The organism is Plectonema cf. radiosum LEGE 06105, from assembly GCF_015207665.1.
Classification (GTDB): Bacteria; Cyanobacteriota; Cyanobacteriia; order Cyanobacteriales; family Nostocaceae; genus Rivularia; species Rivularia radiosa_A.
Map to the genome: position 1 here is coordinate 1 of NZ_JADEWL010000121.1, position 20,571 is coordinate 20,571.

Below are 20,571 nucleotides of genomic sequence, written 5' to 3' on the forward strand. Positions count from 1 at the left end.
GGGATGGGGGGATGGGGAGAGAAAATTATTAACTCCAAACTCCAAACTCCTAACTCCTTGATTTAAAGCAAAAGTTATGCATACAGTATTAAAATGAAGTTTTAGCTACAAAATTTTACGTTTTTACGTTTTTACGTTAAATTAGCCAATCACTGAGGTTTGCCGTGTCTTCCCCTTCCCAAATCAGTGTTCCACAAGTTGGATCTACCTCTTCCCAAATTTCTATTCCCGAATCAAACACTTTTCCTAAACGTGCATCGGGCGGTTTTGCGTTAATTGACAGCCTCAAACGTCACGGGGTTGAATATATTTTCGGATATCCCGGCGGTGCTATTTTACCTATTTACGATGATTTATATAAAGATGAAGCGAGCGGTGGCGTTAAGCACATTTTAGTCAGACACGAGCAGGGTGCAGCCCACGCTGCTGATGGTTACGCTCGTGCTACTGGTAGAGTTGGTGTTTGTTTTGGTACTTCTGGTCCCGGTGCAACTAATTTAGTTACTGGTATTGCTACGGCTCATATGGATTCGATCCCGATGGTTGTTGTTACGGGACAGGTGACGCGAGCGGCTATTGGTACGGATGCGTTTCAAGAAACTGATATTTACGGAATTACACTACCCATTGTTAAGCATTCCTATGTAGTGCGCGACCCTAAAGATATGGCGCGAATTGTGGCGGAAGCTTTTCATGTGGCTAGTACTGGTCGTCCGGGACCTGTTTTAATTGATGTTCCCAAAGATGTCGCTCTTGAAGAATTTGATTACACTCCTATAGAACCTGGTTCAGTAAAATTACCGGGATATCGTCCTACGGTGAAGGGAAATCCCCGGCAAATTAATGCCGCAATTCAATTAATTCGCGAAAGTCGTCGTCCTTTACTCTATGTCGGTGGTGGGGCAATTAGTTCTGCTGCTCATGGGGAAATTCAACAGTTAGCCGAATTATTCGCGATTCCTGTTACTACCACGTTAATGGGTATCGGTGCTTTTGATGAACATCATCCCCTTGCCTTGGGAATGCTGGGAATGCATGGTACAGCATATGCAAATTTTGCGGTGACGGATTGCGATTTATTGATTTGCGTCGGAGCCAGATTTGACGATCGCGTTACGGGCAAGTTAGATGAATTCGCTTCTCGTGCTAAGGTAATTCACATTGATATCGACCCGGCAGAAGTAGGTAAAAACCGCATTCCAGAAGTACCAATTGTTGGCGATGTCAAGAGAGTTTTAACTGAATTGCTGCGTCGATGTAAGGAAAGAAATATCAACCAACCACCACAACAAACTCAAGAATGGTTGAATTTAATTAACCGCTGGAAGGAAGATTATCCTTTGGTAGTACCGCAGTACGCGGATAGTATTTCCCCCCAAGAAGTGATTACCGAAATTGCTCGTCAAGCACCCTACGCTTTCTACACTACGGATGTCGGACAACATCAAATGTGGTCGGCGCAATTTCTCAAAAATGGCCCCCGTCGCTGGATTTCTAGTGCTGGTTTAGGAACAATGGGTTTTGGTGTTCCGGCTGCCATGGGTGCAAAAGTCGCGTTTCCCGACGAAGAAGTTATCTGTATCAGCGGTGATGCTAGCTTTCAAATGAATTTACAAGAATTGGGAACGCTTGCACAATACGGGATAAATGTCAAGACTGTAATTATTAATAACGGTTGGCAAGGAATGGTACGTCAGTGGCAGCAAGCGTTTTTCGGGGAACGGTATTCTAGTTCTAATATGGAAGTAGGAATGCCAGATATTGAATTGCTTTGTCAAGCTTACGGCATCAAGGGTATGGTAATTGAAAAGCGAGAACAGCTTAAAGATGCCATAGCTGAAATGATAGCTCATGAGGGTCCAGTTGTTGTAAATGCTCGTGTCACCAGGGATGAAAACTGCTATCCTATGGTGGGACCTGGTAAAAGCAATGCTCAAATGGTTGGTTTAGCTAAACAGCCTCCGAAAGCCGATTCGGAACCAATTTATTGTAGTAATTGTGGTGCGAAGAATATTTCTATAAATAATTTCTGTCCGGAGTGTGGGACGAAATTGTAAAAATCAGTAAACAGGGAGTAGGGAGTAGGCAATCAACTGTCAACTCTCCACTGTCAACTGTCCACTGTATCAAAACCCGACTTCTTTGACTTTTTCGATTTATGCATTTGTGACAACTCTTAAACCAATAAAAATATCCCGCAAGGTTGATTCACCTTTATAACGTAATGCACTACGACAAAACCGGGGTACATTAAACCAAGAACCGCCGCGCATGACTCGTAAATTATTATCCCCCTCTTCGTGCCAAACTCTACCGTCGCAGGGAGCGTTATGATAACTATCGTGCCATGAATCCGCGCACCATTCCCACACATTGCCGTGCATATCATACAATCCCAAAGCGTTGGGAGGAAAACTTCCCACGGGTGTAGTCCCTTGACGATATTTACCTTTGGGTGCTAAAGCATAGGTGTAATTTCCATCATGGTTGACTAAATCGGAACTGATGGTATCTCCGAAATGGAAAGGTGTAATTGTGTTCCCACGACAAGCATATTCCCATTCTGCTTCGCTGGGTAGACGGTATTCTTTTCCGGTATATTTGGATAACCTGACGCAAAATTCCACCGCTTCATGCCAAGATATTTGTTCTACAGGGTGCGAATCACCTTTAAAATAGGATGGCTCTGGATTTAATGGATGTTTTACTTGGGGTAATTTCGCAACTACTAACCATTGTGCTTGAGTAATTGCAAACTTACTCATAAATAAAGGCTTGATAGTCACAAAATGTTGGGGATGTTCGCTATCATAACCTTGAAATTCTGGTGAACCCATCATAAAAGTGCCACCACAAAGGTACACCATTTCCAGATTTATGCCATTATCCAACCCTTCCACAAAATATTCTGCTTGATGGCGATCGCGATTGACAATGTTAGCGTATTTATCTACAGTAATCGTGTCAAATTCAAACTTTTGTAAGGGATATGCTTGATTTTCTGCCGATAGGGAAAAATTAGTCCCATTAGCAACACTTACATGAGTGGCATCATATAATAAAGTATCCTTGACATCTAACAGCACATCTGCCGCCGATTGATACCTCTCCCGAACAAAATGCTTGAGTAACTTATTTAAAATTCGCGTCAACTTATGACTAACCGTAATGTTAACGGTTGCTAAATATTCTTGCCATAACCATTTTCCATTAATTGGGTCATAAATTGGGTCATAAACATTTCCATTTTCATCGTGTTTCACCAAACAACCAGTTAGCAACCGCACGCAGGTTGCACCCAAAGCATATAAATCGCTAGCTGCACAAGCATAACCCGCCATTTGTTCTGCTGCGGCATAACCGAGGGTGTAAATTCCCGTACCCTTCTGCGCTAAATTATTTTGTGTAACTTGTTTGGCACCACCAAAGTCAATCAAAACTAATTTACCATCACTAGCACGACGGATAATATTTTCGGGTTTAATATCACGATGTATTACCTGTCGTTGATGGATAAATTCCAAAACCGGAAGTAAATCAGTTAAAACTTGCCAAATTTGGGTTTCGCTGAAAGCTTGTCGTTGTAACTCTTGATATAAATTATCCCCATCAATAAACTCCTGCACCAAATACATACAGGTACCTTGTTCAAAATAAGCCACCAAACGGGGAATTTGGGAATGATTTTCCCCCAATTCAAATAAACGCTTGGCTTCCTGACGAAAAAGTTGGGCTGCTTTTGCACGGGCTGTTGTTCCCTGGGATTCTCTGATAAACTGCTTTACAACACAAGCAGCCTCAAGTCGATCTAAATCTTGTGCTTCATAAGTTCTACCAAACCCACCCGTACCCAATAACCTTTTGACACGGTAACGGTCTCTTAATAGATTACCAAAATTATTCGCACCACAACCAACGCAAAACCGATTACCACTCACATTAAAAGGATTAGAACAGTCGGGATTCTGGCAGATTTTCATAAGAAACACGCGGCAAGTGGGAAACTCAGAGTCTTCAGACCTGAGAGGAAAGCGACACGGGTGACTTTAGTCACCGCATCATATTTGCACCATTACCGCCTTGGGGTTGTTTAATCTGGGGTACTTTTGTGATGTACTTTCAACAGGACAATTACTGTTTCAAATCAACAACCCTGTACGCATAACGGTTTTGCTCCGTAGAGCCTTCCCTTGCGGGAGTAATGTTAGCTTCGACCTGTTATAAGAGCTTGTTGGGCTTGCAACACTGTTCCAGTGACCTTGGAACTGTTTAATCACAAGCGACAGAGCAGGGGACTAGCTTCGCATCCACAGGGTGTCGTGACTCAAATAACGGCTACCTATTGCTAGGTGGTCTGGTCAGCATGGCTTGCTTGATTGCTCTTACAAGCCCAATCCCTTTAGGGTTGGGTTACTGACAGGTTTTGACTACTGCTTTCTAACTTACCCAAATTAGCTTAAATCTCAGGGTATTGGACAGCGAATATCATCCTTTAAAGTTACTTTTTACTGATGATTAGACAACACAGACTATAAAAAAGAAATCTTGTTCCTTTTTTTTTTAATCCGCAATCAATTAATTATATTAACCTAAACAAACTAATAAATAAGGTAATATTACAAACCTCAAATAGGAATATTTTGTTTCTTATTTCATCACTAATAATTAGGTAGATACAAATTTTACGACTTTCTAGGTGTTGAGATATAAACCGGAAATTGTTTTACCTACATTATTAAGTACAGGTATTTCCAATATATGGAAAGGTTACTTCAAGCTAATTTTTTTGTCAAGTGACTAGTAACATCCTGTTTATTTCACAAAATATCTATTGTATTATCAAAACTAACGATTCATCAGCTTTATACAATAAATTAATAATTATTTTAGTAACAAATCAAACGAAAAAACTATATTTTTTGTGAAACAATTATCCGATTTTTAACTATGATTAAAAATGATCCAAAATACCATAGGACTTAGCAAAAAGGCATATTTTCTTGTAGGGTGCTGTACATTAGAAATTCTGAACGTAGTAATAAGGGTTGTGGTGTCACGCACCAACCACTGATTGTGACACTTGCGTAAGTCCTGTACCAGTACCGCTCGGCGTAATTTAATATACCCACCATGAACATCAAACCCGCCAATGGTTACAAACCGTTGTCTAATAATGAAAGTCCTTTTAAGAAGAATTTCATTATTACACAGAAACTTATAGTCGAATGACTTATGCATAGTTAAAAAACCACGGTGGTTAAAACCACCCGTGTCGCTTCCCTCCCAAGTCGTGCATACATTGGGCTTCCCGCTTTCCGCGTGTTTCTTGTGATAATATGTACTTCTTGTTGAATTTCCCAACCGTCCTTCGGAAATTGAAAAATCAGAGTCAGATGCAAATGTCCATGATAAATGAATCGCCAACACCACCTAATATCGAAACACCTACTTTTTCACACATTCCCGTTTTAGGAAAGGAGATAATTACAGGTTTGGTGATACGTAGTAATGGTCATTATTTAGATACAACTGTTGGTGGTGGAGGACATTCTCGTTTAATCTTAGAAGCTGCACCAGATACGCGAATAACTGCACTCGATCAAGATGAAGATGCTTTAACGGCAGCAAAAAATAATTTAGCTGAGTATGGAAACCGTGTAGAATTTATCCGCAGTAATTTCGCCGCATACGAGTTTCCACGTCATACTTTTGACGGTATTCTTGCAGATTTGGGTGTTAGTTCTTACCATTTGGATAATCCGGAAAGGGGTTTTAGTTTTCGTTACGAAGCTCAATTGGATATGCGGATGGATCGAAGACAATCTTTAACTGCTGCTGAGGTGATAAATCATTATGATGAGGTGGAATTGGCGAATATTTTCTTTAAATATGGTGAAGAAAGGCTATCACGACGGATTGCTAGACGTATTGTAGAACAGCGTCCGTTTTCTACTACAACTCAGTTAGCTGAAACGATATCTTATTGCGTTCCTCGAAAGTATCGATATGGCAGAATTCATCCCGCAACTCGCGTTTTTCAAGGTTTACGAATTGCTGTAAATGATGAATTAAAATCTTTAGAAACTCTTTTAGAAAAAGCACCAAATGCACTTGTTGCAGGTGGAAAATTTGCAATTATTAGTTTTCACAGTTTAGAAGATAGGATAGTTAAACACGCTTTTAAAGATTCATTATTGTTGAAAATTTTGACAAAAAAGCCGATTACCGCTCAAGAGGAAGAAATTTCTACTAATCCCCGCGCTCGCTCTGCTAAATTGAGAATAGCAGAAGCAGTTATCAACGAACAATGAAAAATAAAAATTTTCACCCTCCGGGTGAAAATTTTTCGTTTTTTAATGATTTGATTTCTCTGGGTAGCTGTATACGAAAAATTGAACCTTCACCAAGTTGACTTTCTACAGTAATAGTTCCTCCCATTAAGTTTAGTAAATCTTTGACTATTGCTAATCCTAATCCCGTTCCTTGATAGCAACGACTTTTAGTTTGATTGACTTGCCGAAATGCTTGGAAAATGTATTTTAAATCATTTTCTGAAATTCCGATACCTGTATCTTTTACTATGATGATAATTTTGTCTTCGTCTAATTCTTGTAGTTCAATGAATACGCTACCAGTTTCTGTAAATTTAATTGCGTTGGAAATTAAGTTGGTTAATAATTGTTGAATACGAATGGGGTCATTAAAAACTTTTACGTTTTGAATATTGATATTAACATCTAAATTAATGTTTTTCTGATTGGCAAAAAAACGTAAATCGTCTGTGATTAACCTGATTAACTCTTTGATATTAAAATATTGGAGATTAAGACTAAATTTACCTTCTTCTAATTTAGCAAAATCTAGCATATTATTAATTAATTTTAATAGCTGTTTGCCATTTCTGATAATTGTTTCTACCATCTTTACGGACTGGGGATTAAACTGATTTTTGTTTAACCGTAAAAGTATGTCGGAAAATCCTAAAATAGCATTTAAAGGTGTACGCAATTCATGGGATAGAACTGTGACAATTTGCGATTTTAATTTTGCTGCTTCTTGTAATTTGAAGTTTTGCATTTCCACACAGCGTATTTTAGCTTCTGCTTGTTTGCGATCGCTAATATTTCGTAATAACCAGCGTATACCAATGCAGTTACCTTTATCGTTTATGGTACTAGTGCTAATTTGACAATCAAATAACATTTGATGATGGTTTTGCAAACAAATTTCCCAATCTTTGAATTCTCCTTGTTTGCATAATTGGCTGAGTTTCTGGCGAAATTCTCGACGTGTTTCTTGAGGAACGAAGACTATCAAAAGTTTACCAACGAGTCTAAATTTCTCAATTCCAAATAATTGCAATGCTGCTTGGTTAGCTTCGAGGATTTTTCCATGAATATCTGTCACAAGGTAGCCATCAGGAGCAAAATCAAACAATTCCTGGTAGCGCTGACGTTCTTTTTCTATTTCTTGTTGATATTCTACTAATTGCTCGTTTTGTTGAAGTAATTCTTCTTCTGCTACGTGAAGTTCTTCTAAACTAACATTTAATTGTTCTACAGCTTGCATTAACAATTGTTGCTGCTGCTGAGGTGTTTGATTCACGGAACAGTGTAGTAAATCTGTTTGCTGACGAACTCCTTCTATTTTTCTGATGAATTGTTCAAAGTTCATAAAATACCTCTGTCTAATTGCAATAAATTCTAAATATCAAAGCCCAAATATGAGATTATATCTTTTGGTTAGAATCTTGTATCTATCTTATTGCTTATTTGTTCAGTATACTTCTATCTGAATACTGAACATAAAATTAATCACTCTTAACTATGGTAGCCCCAATTCTTAACTACAAATACTTTTTTAATCAATTTTTGATGGGGATCAAAATACTGAGAGACGTAGCATTGCTACGTCTCTACATGATTGTTTTGTTATGATTAATATAATATGAAACATCCAAAATATTAACTCCGTTAACTATCTTTACCTTCTGGTTTACATTCTTCCATTAATAAAATTGCTCCTTGAATATCCGGTGTTGAATTTACTAGCGGAGTCAAAATTATATGACATTCAATTAATTTACCTCTACGGTTTCTTGCATTTAGTGTCAATTCATGATATCCAATCTCTCTATTAATAATTGCTCTTAATGGCTGTCTAAGTTTTTCAATAGGTAAACCGATATCTAAACTCATAAAATGCTCAGAGAAAACTTCCTCAAACCGCAATCCCCATAAGTCTTCTGCTTTACGGTTCCAAATTAAAATATGTAGTTCCGGACTCAGAACAATTACTCCAGAACGTATACTTGTCAAAATAGATTCTAAAAAACAGTTAACACGATTGAGTTCATCGCTGTTTTCGCGCATTTCCTCGTTCATTGTCTGCAATTCTTCGTTGGTTGATTGCAGTTCTTCGTTCATTGTCTCCAATTCTTCGTTGGTTGATTGCAGTTCTTCGTTAGTAGTTTCTAATTCTTCCACGGTGGATTGAAGTTCTTCGTTAGTAGTTTCTAATTCTTCGTTAGTGGATTGCAGCTCTTCATAAGCCGTTTCTAATTCTTGGTTAGCATGGATTAATTCTTGTTGCAAATGCTTAAAACGAGTAACATCAGTAAAGATAATTTTAACACCAAGTAATTCATTAGTATTATCATGCAGCAACGGCATAATTTCTACATCGAAATATTTGATTTCACGGTCGGAATTTGACCATTCTATGTCTTTTAAAGAAATAGCTCGTCGATTGCTATGAACTTGGTCGATTCGCGATCGCAATTCTACGGGGCGATAGGAAATTTCTAAATCTTGTAAAGGACGACCGATATCTTTGGGATTAATGTTTAATATGGTACGGGCTTTTGCATTAGCCAAAATCAGGGTACTGTTAAGGTCTACGATGATGTGAGCTACTGGATCTGTCTCGAATATGGATTCATAAATGTGGTTTCTATCTACAGCTTCGGGAATTTGTTGTTGATTATTAACTGAGTAACCCATGCCCATAAGCATTTGACGAAAATTACCATTAGAAATTTTGCTAAACACTCTTCTGCGTAAATCTATTGGTGAAAATAAATGGTTACGGCTAAACAGCATTTCAGCTTTACCCAAAAACAAGAAACCTCCGGTATTCAAAGCAAAGTGAAAGCGATCGAGAATTTTGCTTTGGGTTTCGCTATTAAAATACATTAAAGTATTGCGACATATCAGCAAGTCTATTCTAGATATAGGCGCATCTTGCACTAAATCGTGACGACCGAAAATAACCCCACGACGCAGTTCTTTTTGAACACAGAAGTGATTATTTACTCGTTCAAAATATTTTTCCAGTATGGGCGCGGGGACATTATCAACTTGTTTAGTAGTATAATTTGCGTGACGAGCCTGTTTGAGAGCTTCCATGTCAACATCTGTTGCAAAGACTTTGACTTGCTGCGAGTATTGTTCCATACCCAAAGTTTCCGCGAGCAAAATAGCGATGGTGTAGGTTTCTTCTCCGGAAGCACATCCAGCAGTCCATATCCGAATTGGTTTACTTGGGTTCTTATTACTAACAATAGCCGGAATAATTTCCGCTGCAATATATTCCCAAGCTTGTGGTTCCCGAAAGAAAGTGGTGACATTAATTAAAATTGTATTAAATAATTCAACAAATTCGTCTGGATGTACTTCCAAATAATCAAGATATTCAGCGTAATTTTCCACACTAATTGTTTGCATCCGTTTGCAAATACGACGACTTAAACTAGCACGTTTGTAGCCGATAAAATCAAAACCACGGTTGCTTTTGATGTATTGCAATAAACTTTCTAATTCGGGGTTTTCCGGTGTATTAGTCAATATGCTAATTTCCCCCAAGGAGATGAATATGGAAATTCCTTTCCATAATAAGTTTACTACTATAGCAATCCTATTTGATTTGTCAGAAATTTAGGATTGCTATATAGATGCTTTGATTAATTGGGAAATTATTTGTTTTTAATAAAATAAGTAGGCAAGCCTTGATTAATTGTATATTTACTACTCAGTTATGTACCTGGATTTCTCACAAGTAAGTGGTAAGCGTTGAGTGACGGATTGATTTTCCCACTACTCAGTACTTACTACTCACTCCAACTTCCTTCTTGTTTGTGAGAAATGTGGGTATAGCTGTTAAAAGTTCCTTTTCCCCCAACCCTATCCAAAGGTTCGCGCCAGTGTCTCCGAAGCAGAGGTGAATATAATTCGTAATTTCTCCCTTCGGGAGACGCTTACGCGAACGTAATATCACCCTCCGGGTGACGCTTCGCTACGTAATATCACCCTCCGGGTGACGCTTCGCTACGTAATATGGCGCATTCGCGCCACGCAAGCTACGTAATTATTGCCCCATAAATAAAATAATGGTGCTTCAAACCTTAAAAAATTAACTTGGTGATGGGGCATATCAGGAAAAACCAAAATCTCATTTACGCTTCACCGAACTTACTCGCTGTAAAACCTTTTCGGAACGATTTTTCTTTGTTTTTGAACGAGTTAATATACCTTGTGAAGGACTGAATAACAATGTTAATAAAAATAACCCGCAAATAACTAATACAATCGATGCTCCCGAAGGTACATTTTGATAATAACTGATATATAAACCACCAACACTACCAATAATACCTATTACCGAACCTAAAACCATCATTTGATGTAGCTCTTTAACTAATAAATAAGCTGTAACTCCAGGACCAATTAATAAAGAAATTACTAATACCACTCCCACAGCCTGCATACTAGCAATAATTGTTAATGTTATTGCTGCGGTTAAACCAAATTGAATTATATTTATTGGTAGTCCACTTGCTTGTGCGCCTAATGGGTCAAAAGTGTAAAATAGCAACTCTTTATAACAAATTTTAACTAAAACTAAGGTGATAACTGTAATAATTAAAGTCCGCCAAACATCATCTCCCGTAACCCCTAAAATATCGCCAAATAAAAAATGATGCAAATCAACTCTACTTTTAAGAACGCTGATTAACATGATACCCAATGCTAAAAAACCCGAAAAAACCAGAGCCATTGCTGCATCAACTTTAACGCGAGAGTGTGATTCTATCCAAGCAATCACAAAAGTGCTGAAAGTCCCCGATATAAACGCACCCAGAAAAATATCGACACCCAAAAACATCGCGATCGCAAGTCCGGGTAATACAGCATGAGCAATCACATCACCAAGTATTCCTTGGCGTTGTACTATCAAATAAGAACCAACAACAGAGCAAAGAATACCCAAGCTAGTAGCAATAAATAAGGCATCTCGCATAAAGCCAAAAGTCAGCGGTTCTGTAAGCAGATTTAACATTGTTGGTAATTGGTAATTGGTAATTGGTAATTGGTAATTGGTAATTGGTAATTGGTAATTGGTAATGGGTAATTGGTAATTGGTAATGGGTAGTTAAAATCCGTGTAATCCGTGTAATCCTTTTTAATCCGTGATTAGTGATTAGTTAAGCTGATTTTTTTGGGCTATTTAAGAATAAAAGATTACTCCCATAAGCACGTTGCATATTTTCACTTGTAATTACTTCTTGAAGAGAACCTTCGGCAATAATATGTTTATTTAACAACAATAAAGAGTCGCATTTAGTTAAGGTATCACCCAAATCATGAGTAATTAAAATTAAGATTTTACCATCCCGCTTTAATTCATTGAAAATATCAAACATAATATCTTCAGTACGTTTATCAACACCAATAAAAGGCTCGTCAAAAAAAAATAAATCCGCTTGCTGTGCTAACGCTCTAGCTAAAAATACTCGCTGCTGCTGCCCCCCAGATAATTCACCAATTTGACGGGAACGCAATTCCCACATCCCCACTCTCTCTAACGCAGATTTAACTATTTCTTGAGATTTACGATTCGGTTGACGAAACCAACCCGTGCTTACTGTACGAGCCATCATTACCACCCAAAACACCGTAACCGGATATTCCCAGTCTACTTGGGTTCTTTGAGGTACGTAAGCAATCGAATTCAATTGCTTTTTGACGGGATAGTTACGAAATTTCACAATTCCAGATGTGGAAGGAATTAAACCCAGTATTGCTTTGACTAAAGTGCTTTTCCCCGCTCCATTTGGACCGATTACACCCACCATCTGTCCTTCAGTAACACGAAAACTTACATCTTCTATCGCTACTATACCCCGGTAATCTACGTCCAAATGCTCTACTTCTAACACTAATTTCTCCTGTATGATAATGATTATTATTTATGTTAAAAATCTATTTCCCATAAAGCAATAACTAATACATGATAACGATTATCATTTTAGTATATAGTTGTTGCTAGCGATGTTTGGGAAGATACGTCTTAACACAGTTACAGGAAAAGAGTTGAGAAGTCTGGTTTTGATGAAAATTCTTTGTTGTTGCAAATACTTATGTAAAAAACCGATTTCTGTAGTTTGCGGACTCAAGGTATGATTGTCTGTGAGTTCCATTCAACTCACGTTAATTTAGCAACGTTCAAGTAAATGAATTATGCCCCTAAAAACTTGTAGAGACGTAGTAATAGGCTACGTCTCAAACAATGTGAAATCATCAATTCATATTTGATTCACCAATGCCATTTTAAGCTTCTACCTTTACACCACGCCAAAAAGCGACATAACCTTCAATTTGTTTGGCTTTTTCTTTAGCACTGGGATAATACCAAGCAGCATCTTTATTAACTTGTCCGTCAACTTCAATATCATAATAGTTAGCAGTACCTTTCCAGGGACAAACAGTATGCTTATCACTTTCCTTGAAATACTGTTTATCGATCGAGTCTGCGGGAAAGTAATGATTTCCTTCTACAACAATAGTTTGATCGCTTTCGGCTATGACTGCACCATTCCAAATTGCTTTTGACATAATCAATTATTAGTTATCAGTGACTAGTTAATTGTACTTAGTTAATGCAACTTGTTGGCAATCTCATCTGTTTTTGCTGCCATGATAAAATCATTGCGGTGTAAACCTTGAATAGCATGAGTCCACCACATGACAGTTACTTTGCCATATTCGGTGAGTAAAGCTGGATGATGTTCTTGATTTTCTGCTTCTTCGCCGATTTTGTTGGTAAAATTCAAAGCTGACTTGAAGTCGGGAAACTTGAAAACTCTTTCCAAACGTTTTTCGCCGTTTTCTTCCTTAATATCCCATTCGGGAATATCTGGCTGGAGTTGGTTTATTTCTTCCTCAGTTACAGCAGGTGAATCACCAGTACAGGCAGTACATTTTTGTTGTTTGAGGTTTGCCATTGTTGTCACCTTTGATTAAATCAGGTCTATTTTGAACATTACGCTGTTATCATTGATGATGTAATCTCTCTGAAGGGTGAAAGTGTTAAATCAGTGAACAGTCAACAGTTATCAGTTATCACGGTTTCAGTTGGGGATTTAACCCCGACTGAAACACACCACTTTTAGAAGTGGGGGACTCTGACTCCCAATTGATTTACAGTTTTTAACTGATAACTGATAACTGATAACTGATAACTGTTAAAGGTTAAAGGTTAGAGGTTAAAATCCACAACTCATAACTCATAACTTTTCCCCGCTCCTTCCTGGGGTGAAAAGTCGCGTTTGATCAAGTTTGTCTTATAAAGGGAAGGTTGAAAACCCTGTGACTTTAGTCCAGGGATGAAAACTGCATAAAGGCTTTTAAGCCTCAGTCATTTATGGTACGATTTTATTAACAGGAACGGTAACCAACCTGTATAAAAACCCAACTGCCTAGCGGCAATCTGTACCTTGACAACTGAAGATATGGGGTTCTATTCCATAGTTTTAGTTCCTTCCCAGGAATAGGTAAAATCTTCATGGGGACTAGACGTTCAGAATTTAAATCAAACAAATTTTTGGAATAATCCAACTACCGAGGGGCACTCGGAAAGTAACGCTTGGGGAGAGAACCACCTCTTGGTTAGATACCGCAAGGGGTCTAGTCTAAGTGGACTCATTGAATCAAGAATCTCCGTGTCTTTAGACCGGAGAGTGTCAAATTATGATATTTATCCTAAAAACCCGACGAATGATGATTGTGGGTTAATCCTATTGAACTCACGTTTAATTAAAAAACTGCTGAATTTTACAATTAAATCCTGGTAAAATCGGTGAAGTAATTTCATCATTTACGATTAGCGTTGCGACTAAAAGTAGCTGAGTATTTTCACGACGGTAAACTTCTATTTGTTGTAATCGCCAATCTACAATCCAATATTCCTTAACTCCTTTAAGAGAATAAAGTTTTAACTTAGCTTCTTTGTCACGTCTTTCATTGATATTTCCCTTAGAAAGAACTTCGACAATTAATTCCGGCGCACCTGTTAAATGTCCTTCTTCATCAACTAATTGCGCTAATCTTTCATTGCTAATCCAGACTACATCGGGAATAACATTATCAGCATCGGAAAATATAATTCCGGGAGTAAAAAAGGGCTGACCTAAATTTGTTTTTTCAGACCAGTTAAAGATATTAGCATAAATACGTCCACCAACACCTTGGTGACGAATATGTGGAGCGCGGCTCACAAATAATTCTCCGTCAATTATTTCATAACGTTTCCATTCGTCAGCGGCTAGAACTTCTAAATCGGCAGTTGTCCAGCGGATTTGATTTGCTGCTTGAGTCATAATAGCACTTTAGTGGCATCTGCAATTATGCTAACTTATCAACAGGTCAAAGCTCAAAGGTCTGCATATTAAAATTCATAACTCCTAACTCATAACTCCTAACTTTTAACTCTTAACTCTTAACTTTTCCCCACTCGTTCCGACTAATCCCGTAAATCACTGCATGACTACCGAAAAGTTCTGTTTCTCCTTGCAATTTTTCTCCTAATTTTTCTGCGACTCTTCTCGATGCTGCGTTATCCGGACGAATCAAACTAATTACGTGAGATTGCTGCAATTTTGTAAAAGCAAAATCCATCGCAGCTTTTCCAGCTTCTGTTGCAAAACCACATTTCCAAAAAGCTCTTCGTAAAGTCCAACCAACTTCTAAGCCAATCCAACCTTCGGGTTTCCAACAGCCAATTCTACCAATCATTTCACCGCTTTGCTGTTCCTCAACCGCCCATAAACCATAGCCTCGCAAATACCAATGACCTATCATCGCAGCCATACTACGCCAAGATTCGGCACGAGATAAAACTTTACCAGTACCGATGTAGCGCATCACTTCCGTATCGGCGCACATTTCGGCGTAAGCATCTAAATCTGATTCATAAAATCCACGTAAAATTAAACGCTCAGTTTTAATAATAGGAATATTCACTTTCAAAACAAAGCTCCATCTAAATTAGCTCCTTTTAAATCTGTATGAGATAATTTGGCTCCTCTCAAATCTGCTTCGCTAAGGTTCGCGCTGTTTAAGCAAGCATAATTTAAATTAGCATTTCTCAGATTTGCATGGGATAAGTTGACATTTTGTAAGTTTGTTTTAAATAATATTGATTGACTCAAGTTAGCATGGCTTAAGTTAGCTTGACTAATATCTGCTGAGGTAAAATTAGCTTTACTCAAGTTTGTTTGACTCAAATTAGCAAAATTCAATTTAGCGTAACTGAAGTTAACGTCATTTAAAATAAGCGAACAAAGTTCCGCACACCTTAAATTAGCATTGATAAAATTTCTATCTCCAATTGCATAACGATGTAAAAGTTTATCGGTTGTCAATCTATCTAAAACAACTTGTGATGCACCTGCAAAACACCATTTTGCTTCGATGAGATTTGCCGCAGTATTAATTGCAATTTCATCAACTTTATCTACTAAAATACCGTTACAACCATCCCAATCACCATGTAACATAAAAGCAATATTATTCGCCGCATCAACTGAGTCGAATAATAGCATTCCTGGAGCTTGGTTGATTTCTATGCCAATTAATCTGTATAGGAAATTTTTCATCATTAATAATTAGATGATTTACAGTACTAATACTAATTATTTTTTATGTAAAGCAAATTGTCATAGTAATAATTTGAATATTTTGAGCGGTCTGGCTGATAAAAATATATAACAATAAATGTTCCTTACTTAATTATAATGTTCCAACTTATAGACGTATTCTGGGCTTACACTCTAATTGCTATTTTAATTCTTGTGGGACGTTTGATCAGACAGCGTATCGGCATCTTAAAATCGTTGTTTATTCCCAGTTCGGTTGTAGCGGGTGTAATTGCTTTATTATTGGGACCGAGTGCTTTGGGTACAGTTATCAAAGCTACCGTTGGTGTTGATTCACCTTTAATTAATGGAATCTTTCCCGAACCAATTTTAATGGTGTGGTCAAAATCTCCCGGAGTCTTTATCAATATTGTATTTGCAACTTTATTTCTCGGACAATTAATTCCCGGTTGGGGAACTATTTGGCAACAAGCTTCACCGCAAGCGGCTTTTGGTCAAGTTTTAGGATGGGGACAATACGTCATTGGTTTGATACTAGGAATTACAGTATTAACACCGATTTTTAATTTACCTCCCATTGCAGCTGCATTAATTGAAGTTGCTTTTGAAGGGGGACACGGTACATCAGCGGGGATGGCTGGTACTTTCAAGGAGTTAGGGTTCCCCGAAGCTGCGGATTTATCTTTGACTTTGGCAACTGTAGGGTTGGTTTCGGGAATTGTCATCGGTACATGGTTGATAGATTGGGGACGACGTACCGGACGAATTCAAGTACAACGTCAAGATGAGCAGATCAACTTGGGAATTAATCAAGATAGCATTCATACTCATACAGAAGAACATCCAGCTATTATAGCCGCTAGAGATAGATTATTTCGCGATTTACTAATTGATCCGATATCGCTTAATTTTGGTTTTGTGGGATTAGCTGTGGCGATTGGCTGGTTAATTCTACAGGCTTTAGGTTTTATTGAATCAATTACCTGGGGTAGTGGAGATGGATTAAAGTTAATTGCTTATGTACCTTTGTTTCCAATGGCGCTGATTGGCGGGATTTTGGTACAGTTGCTGTTAGTCCGTACAAATCGCAGTTATATGGTTAGTCGTCCTTTAATGGAACGTATCGGGGGATTGGCTTTAGATGTAACTATTGTGACGGCGCTGGCTAGTATTTCTTTAACGGCTTTAGGTGCAAATTTTGTTCCTTTATTAATATTGTCTTTTGCGGGTATTGCCTGGAATCTCTGCGTATACGTGTTTTTAGCGCCGCGTCTCATTCCTTTTTATGCGAGTGAAAGAGGTTTAGGGGATTTTGGTCAATCGATGGGAGTTACCGCTACTGGTATCTTATTATTACGGATGGTAGACCCGGATAACCGTACAGGAGCCTTTGAATGTTTTGCTTACAAACAATTATTGTTTGAACCGATTTTAGGAGGAGGTTTATTTACGGCTGCTGCTCCTGCTTTGATTGTCAGATATGGCTCAATTCCGGTATTGTTGTTGACATCGGCAATTTTGGCGTTTTGGTTGATATTTGGGATTTGGAATTGTAAGCAGTTGAGGAAGGGAGTCAAGCAGGAAGAATTGATTTAGAATCACAGTATCATTTCTTACCGATTTACTACTCAAGTTAATTGAGTCGGTGTTAGGCTGAAGTATTCAAATTTACTTCTATAAATCAAGTCCGTCATGTCAAAATTATTATCTGCAAGCTTAATAACAACATCGCTGATATTAGGATTTACACAAAACCCAAGTTCTACTATAGCCGGAACCTGTGCTTCTAAGTGCGGTGCCAAGCCGATTCAATTTACACCTGGTAAACCTATCCGAGTGGAAGTATTCAACAGAACACCAAATTTAATTTATATTGAAAAACCGTTAAGTACTAACCCAATTCCTTTAAAGCCGGGACAGCAAGTACGATTAGAACAGGGAAATGGTACAGAGCCAAATGTATCAGTGGTTTTTTGGAATGAAAACGGATTATCGTTAAAAGCAAACCTTTCCAAACCGAATTTTGCGACTTTGAAAGTAGAATTACGTCCTGAATGGCGTATCGGTGGCGATCGCGGTGTGTATTTACGGGATGATGGTCGTGTAACGCTACTTTAACAGTTATCAGTTAACAATTTACTGCTTTAAGCTTTATCTGCTGGGAAGAAAACCTCTTAAGTTGGGGGATTCTCCCCCAAACTCCTCCAAAAAGGTTGATCTGTTTTTAATGAGGATGGTATCATTCTCGTCGGACAAACCCAGTTGAATTGTAAAATCAAGAATTGCACGAACCAACCCAATACCAACCAGCGTGAAAACCGACACCATCTTTTACCGCTTATTCCAAAGCTTCCCCAGCATCTTCTTTGAACTCATCAACCAACCCCCAGAAACCGCCAATACCTACCAATTTTCCTCCGTCGAAGTCAAACAATTAGCCTTCCGCATCGATGGTGTGTTTCTCCCCAAAAGCAACCCCGCATCTCCTATATACTTCGTCGAAGTCCAATTTCAACCCGATAAAAAATTCTACTCTCGCTTATTTACGGAAATCTTTCTTTACCTTGACAAAACCCAACTTACCAACAATTGGCGTGGAGTTGTAGTATATCCCAGTCGCAACATAGACACCGGTGAAACCGAAAGATACATAGAATTACTTACATCTGGACGAGTTACCCGCATCTACCTGGATGAACTTGACTCCCCAGCATCACCATCAATTGCGATTGGAACTGTTAAATTAGTAGTAGAGCCAGAATCTACTGCTGTCACCAAAGCCAGAGAGTTAATTGACTTTGCTAAACAACAAATAGACTCGGAAATAACCCAACGGGAATTTCTCGAATTAATAGAAACCATCATCATCTACAAATTTCCCCAAAAAAGTCGAGAGGAGATCGAGCAAATGTTTGGATTTAGTGAGTTACAACAAACCAAAGTTTACCAAGAAGCTAAACAAGAAGGTAAACAAGAAGGTAAACAAGAAGGTAAATTAGAAGGTAAATTAGAAGGTAAATTAGAAGGGAAATTAGAAGCGGTTCCTTTGATGTTGAATTTGGGTGCAACTGTAGAACAAATCGCTGAGTCTTTAGATGTGGATATTGAATTGGTGCGGTTAGTTGCGGTAAAAGTTAATACAGATAAATAAAAACCTAAGAATGTAGAGATGTAAGGGTTTGCGTCTCTACAAGATTTCGGTTTTCTAAAAATGTCAATCATCCCGGCAACTTCTCCAACTCATCCAAATCCATTTGGATTTCCGCCTCTAAATCCCGCATTTCCTATGTGCTGAGCGTCAGAACTTTTTGACAATTCCTTCAACCAAGTAATCTCTACAGAATTTGTATAATTTTAACAGTAATCAGTTTTACACTTCTTTATCATAGAAAAAAAGTTCCCATAAATAATTAATCAATGCTTTCTCGTATCAAAGATTTAGCAGCAGAATTAGCACCGCGTTTAATTGAAATTCGTCGTCATATTCACTCTCACCCAGAACTCAGTGGTGAAGAGTTCCAGACAGCCGCTTTTGTGGCTGGGGTTTTGTCTTCTAGTGGTATTCACGTAGAGGAAAATGTCGGTAAAACTGGGGTGATTGGGGAACTTGAAGGTAATGGTAAGGATAAGCGTATTTTAGCTATTCGTACTGATATGGATGCTCTACCGATTCAGGAACTAACAAGCTTGGATTTTGCTTCTCGTAATCAAGGAATTATGCACGCTTGTGGTCATGATGTCCACACTACGGTGGGTTTGGGGGCAGCAATGATTTTGTCTCAAATATCACAAGAGATAACGGGTAAAATCCGGTTTTTATTTCAGCCAGCGGAAGAAATTGCTCAAGGTGCGAGTTGGATGGTTGCAGATGGAGCGATGGATAATATAGATGGTATTTTAGGAGTTCACGTTTTTCCTTCTATACCTGCTGGTTCTGTTGGTGTACGTTATGGTGCATTAACCGCAGCCGCAGACGATATAGAGATTATTATCAATGGTGAATCGGGACATGGCGCACGTCCTCATGAAGCAATAGACGCTATCTGGATAGCTGCCCAAGTAATTACTACATTGCAACAAGCTATTAGCCGTACTCAGAATCCGTTACGTCCGGTAGTATTGAGTATCGGACAGATTAATGGTGGTAGAGCTTCTAATATCATTGCCGATTCTGTACGCTTGTTAGGAACGGTGCGTTCTTTGCATCCAGAAAGCCGTGCAGAGTTACCGAACTGGATTGAAAATATCGTTAAAAATGTTTGTGATACTTATGATGCGAAATATCAAGTCAATTATCGTCAAGGAATACCCAGTGTACAAAATGATATCGCACTGACTCAAATATTGCAATCGGCAGCAGAAGAAGCATGGGGTGGCGATCGCGTTCAAGTTTTACCCGAACCTTCTCTTGGTGCTGAGGATTTTTCGATATATTTAGATAAAGTCCCCGGTTCGATGTTTCGTTTGGGTGTAGGTTTCCCAGATCGAAAGGTCAATTATCCATTACACCATCCCAAGTTTGAGGTTGATGAATCTGCCATCATCACCGGAGTTGTGACTTTTGCTTACGCTGCTTATAAGTATTGGCATATGAAATCCTAGGGAGTAGGGAGATGGGGAGATGGGGAGATGGGGTG

The 20,571-nt window shown here is 38.4% G+C and carries 16 protein-coding genes; 6 read left to right on the plus strand and 10 right to left on the minus strand.

Annotated features, from left to right (window positions below):
* Positions 1–224 precede the first annotated feature (224 nt).
* The gene (ilvB, locus tag IQ247_RS24925; protein WP_322745571.1) at positions 225–2,057 is read left to right on the plus strand and encodes a biosynthetic-type acetolactate synthase large subunit; all 1,833 of its coding nucleotides are present in this window, start codon (positions 225–227) and stop codon (positions 2,055–2,057) included.
* Between the two features lie 99 nt (positions 2,058–2,156).
* Here the strand turns inward: ilvB and IQ247_RS24930 are convergent, their stop codons facing one another.
* Positions 2,157–3,980, minus strand: coding sequence for a bifunctional serine/threonine-protein kinase/formylglycine-generating enzyme family protein (locus IQ247_RS24930; protein WP_193924082.1), 1,824 nt, complete (start codon positions 3,978–3,980; stop codon positions 2,157–2,159).
* Between the two features lie 1,425 nt (positions 3,981–5,405).
* Here IQ247_RS24930 and rsmH point away from each other — a divergent pair.
* Positions 5,406–6,311: a 16S rRNA (cytosine(1402)-N(4))-methyltransferase RsmH gene (gene rsmH / locus IQ247_RS24935; RefSeq protein WP_193924102.1), complete on the plus strand. Its 906-nt coding sequence runs from the start codon at positions 5,406–5,408 to the stop codon at positions 6,309–6,311.
* Between the two features lie 13 nt (positions 6,312–6,324).
* Here rsmH and IQ247_RS24940 read toward each other — a convergent pair whose 3' ends face one another.
* From IQ247_RS24940 to IQ247_RS24980, 9 genes are all read right to left on the minus strand, one after another.
* Positions 6,325–7,674, minus strand: coding sequence for a PAS domain-containing sensor histidine kinase (locus IQ247_RS24940; protein ID WP_193924083.1), 1,350 nt, complete (start codon positions 7,672–7,674; stop codon positions 6,325–6,327).
* Positions 7,675–7,973: 299 nt separating this feature from the next.
* Positions 7,974–9,845, minus strand: a complete 1,872-nt coding sequence (locus IQ247_RS24945; protein WP_193924084.1) for a CheR family methyltransferase — start codon at positions 9,843–9,845, stop codon at positions 7,974–7,976.
* A gap of 604 nt (positions 9,846–10,449) precedes the next feature.
* On the minus strand, positions 10,450–11,337 hold the full coding sequence (locus tag IQ247_RS24950) for a metal ABC transporter permease (protein WP_193924085.1): 888 nt from the start codon (positions 11,335–11,337) through the stop codon (positions 10,450–10,452).
* 145 nt (positions 11,338–11,482) lie between these two features.
* Positions 11,483–12,217 carry a metal ABC transporter ATP-binding protein gene (locus tag IQ247_RS24955; RefSeq protein ID WP_193924087.1) on the minus strand — a complete coding sequence of 245 codons (735 nt, stop codon included), beginning with the start codon at positions 12,215–12,217 and terminating at the stop codon, positions 11,483–11,485.
* 391 nt (positions 12,218–12,608) lie between these two features.
* Positions 12,609–12,893 carry a DUF427 domain-containing protein gene (locus IQ247_RS24960; RefSeq protein WP_193924089.1) on the minus strand — a complete coding sequence of 95 codons (285 nt, stop codon included), beginning with the start codon at positions 12,891–12,893 and terminating at the stop codon, positions 12,609–12,611.
* 41 nt (positions 12,894–12,934) lie between these two features.
* Complete coding sequence (locus IQ247_RS24965; protein WP_193924091.1) at positions 12,935–13,282, minus strand: 4a-hydroxytetrahydrobiopterin dehydratase; 348 nt, start codon at positions 13,280–13,282, stop codon at positions 12,935–12,937.
* 807 nt (positions 13,283–14,089) lie between these two features.
* The gene (locus tag IQ247_RS24970; RefSeq protein ID WP_193924092.1) at positions 14,090–14,656 is read right to left on the minus strand and encodes a Uma2 family endonuclease; all 567 of its coding nucleotides are present in this window, start codon (positions 14,654–14,656) and stop codon (positions 14,090–14,092) included.
* Positions 14,657–14,768: 112 nt separating this feature from the next.
* On the minus strand, positions 14,769–15,299 hold the full coding sequence (locus IQ247_RS24975; RefSeq protein WP_193924093.1) for a GNAT family N-acetyltransferase: 531 nt from the start codon (positions 15,297–15,299) through the stop codon (positions 14,769–14,771).
* Between the two features lie 2 nt (positions 15,300–15,301).
* A complete protein-coding gene (locus IQ247_RS24980) occupies positions 15,302–15,937 on the minus strand; it encodes a pentapeptide repeat-containing protein (RefSeq protein ID WP_193924094.1) in 636 nt (211 codons plus the stop codon).
* Positions 15,938–16,072: 135 nt separating this feature from the next.
* Here IQ247_RS24980 and IQ247_RS24985 point away from each other — a divergent pair, with 135 nt between their 5' ends.
* The 4 genes from IQ247_RS24985 (at position 16,073) to IQ247_RS25000 (ending at position 20,536) form a co-directional block, all read left to right on the plus strand.
* The gene (locus tag IQ247_RS24985) at positions 16,073–17,530 is read left to right on the plus strand and encodes a sodium/glutamate symporter (protein ID WP_193924095.1); all 1,458 of its coding nucleotides are present in this window, start codon (positions 16,073–16,075) and stop codon (positions 17,528–17,530) included.
* Positions 17,531–17,626: 96 nt separating this feature from the next.
* Positions 17,627–18,052 (plus strand): hypothetical protein, encoded by a 426-nt coding sequence (locus IQ247_RS24990; protein WP_193924096.1) that lies wholly within the window; start codon positions 17,627–17,629, stop codon positions 18,050–18,052.
* Between the two features lie 193 nt (positions 18,053–18,245).
* A complete protein-coding gene (locus IQ247_RS24995) occupies positions 18,246–19,085 on the plus strand; it encodes an Rpn family recombination-promoting nuclease/putative transposase (RefSeq protein WP_193924098.1) in 840 nt (279 codons plus the stop codon).
* A 266-nt stretch (positions 19,086–19,351) separates the two neighbouring features.
* Complete coding sequence (locus IQ247_RS25000; RefSeq protein ID WP_193924099.1) at positions 19,352–20,536, plus strand: M20 family metallopeptidase; 1,185 nt, start codon at positions 19,352–19,354, stop codon at positions 20,534–20,536.
* Positions 20,537–20,571 lie beyond the last annotated feature (35 nt).

Excerpts from the sequence above, each read along its gene's own strand:
- IQ247_RS24950 (WP_193924085.1), bottom strand. The coding sequence starts at position 11,337 with ATGTTAAATCTGCTTACAGAACCGCTGACTTTTGGCTTTATGCGAGAT.
- IQ247_RS24990 (WP_193924096.1), top strand. The coding sequence starts at position 17,627 with ATGTCAAAATTATTATCTGCAAGCTTAATAACAACATCGCTGATATTA.
- IQ247_RS24970 (WP_193924092.1), bottom strand. The coding sequence starts at position 14,656 with ATGACTCAAGCAGCAAATCAAATCCGCTGGACAACTGCCGATTTAGAA.
- IQ247_RS24985 (WP_193924095.1), top strand. The coding sequence starts at position 16,073 with ATGTTCCAACTTATAGACGTATTCTGGGCTTACACTCTAATTGCTATT.
- IQ247_RS24930 (WP_193924082.1), bottom strand. The coding sequence starts at position 3,980 with ATGAAAATCTGCCAGAATCCCGACTGTTCTAATCCTTTTAATGTGAGT.
- IQ247_RS24965 (WP_193924091.1), bottom strand. The coding sequence starts at position 13,282 with ATGGCAAACCTCAAACAACAAAAATGTACTGCCTGTACTGGTGATTCA.
- IQ247_RS24960 (WP_193924089.1), bottom strand. The coding sequence starts at position 12,893 with ATGTCAAAAGCAATTTGGAATGGTGCAGTCATAGCCGAAAGCGATCAA.
- IQ247_RS24940 (WP_193924083.1), bottom strand. The coding sequence starts at position 7,674 with ATGAACTTTGAACAATTCATCAGAAAAATAGAAGGAGTTCGTCAGCAA.
- IQ247_RS25000 (WP_193924099.1), top strand. The coding sequence starts at position 19,352 with ATGCTTTCTCGTATCAAAGATTTAGCAGCAGAATTAGCACCGCGTTTA.
- IQ247_RS24980 (WP_193924094.1), bottom strand. The coding sequence starts at position 15,937 with ATGATGAAAAATTTCCTATACAGATTAATTGGCATAGAAATCAACCAA.
- rsmH (WP_193924102.1), top strand. The coding sequence starts at position 5,406 with ATGATAAATGAATCGCCAACACCACCTAATATCGAAACACCTACTTTT.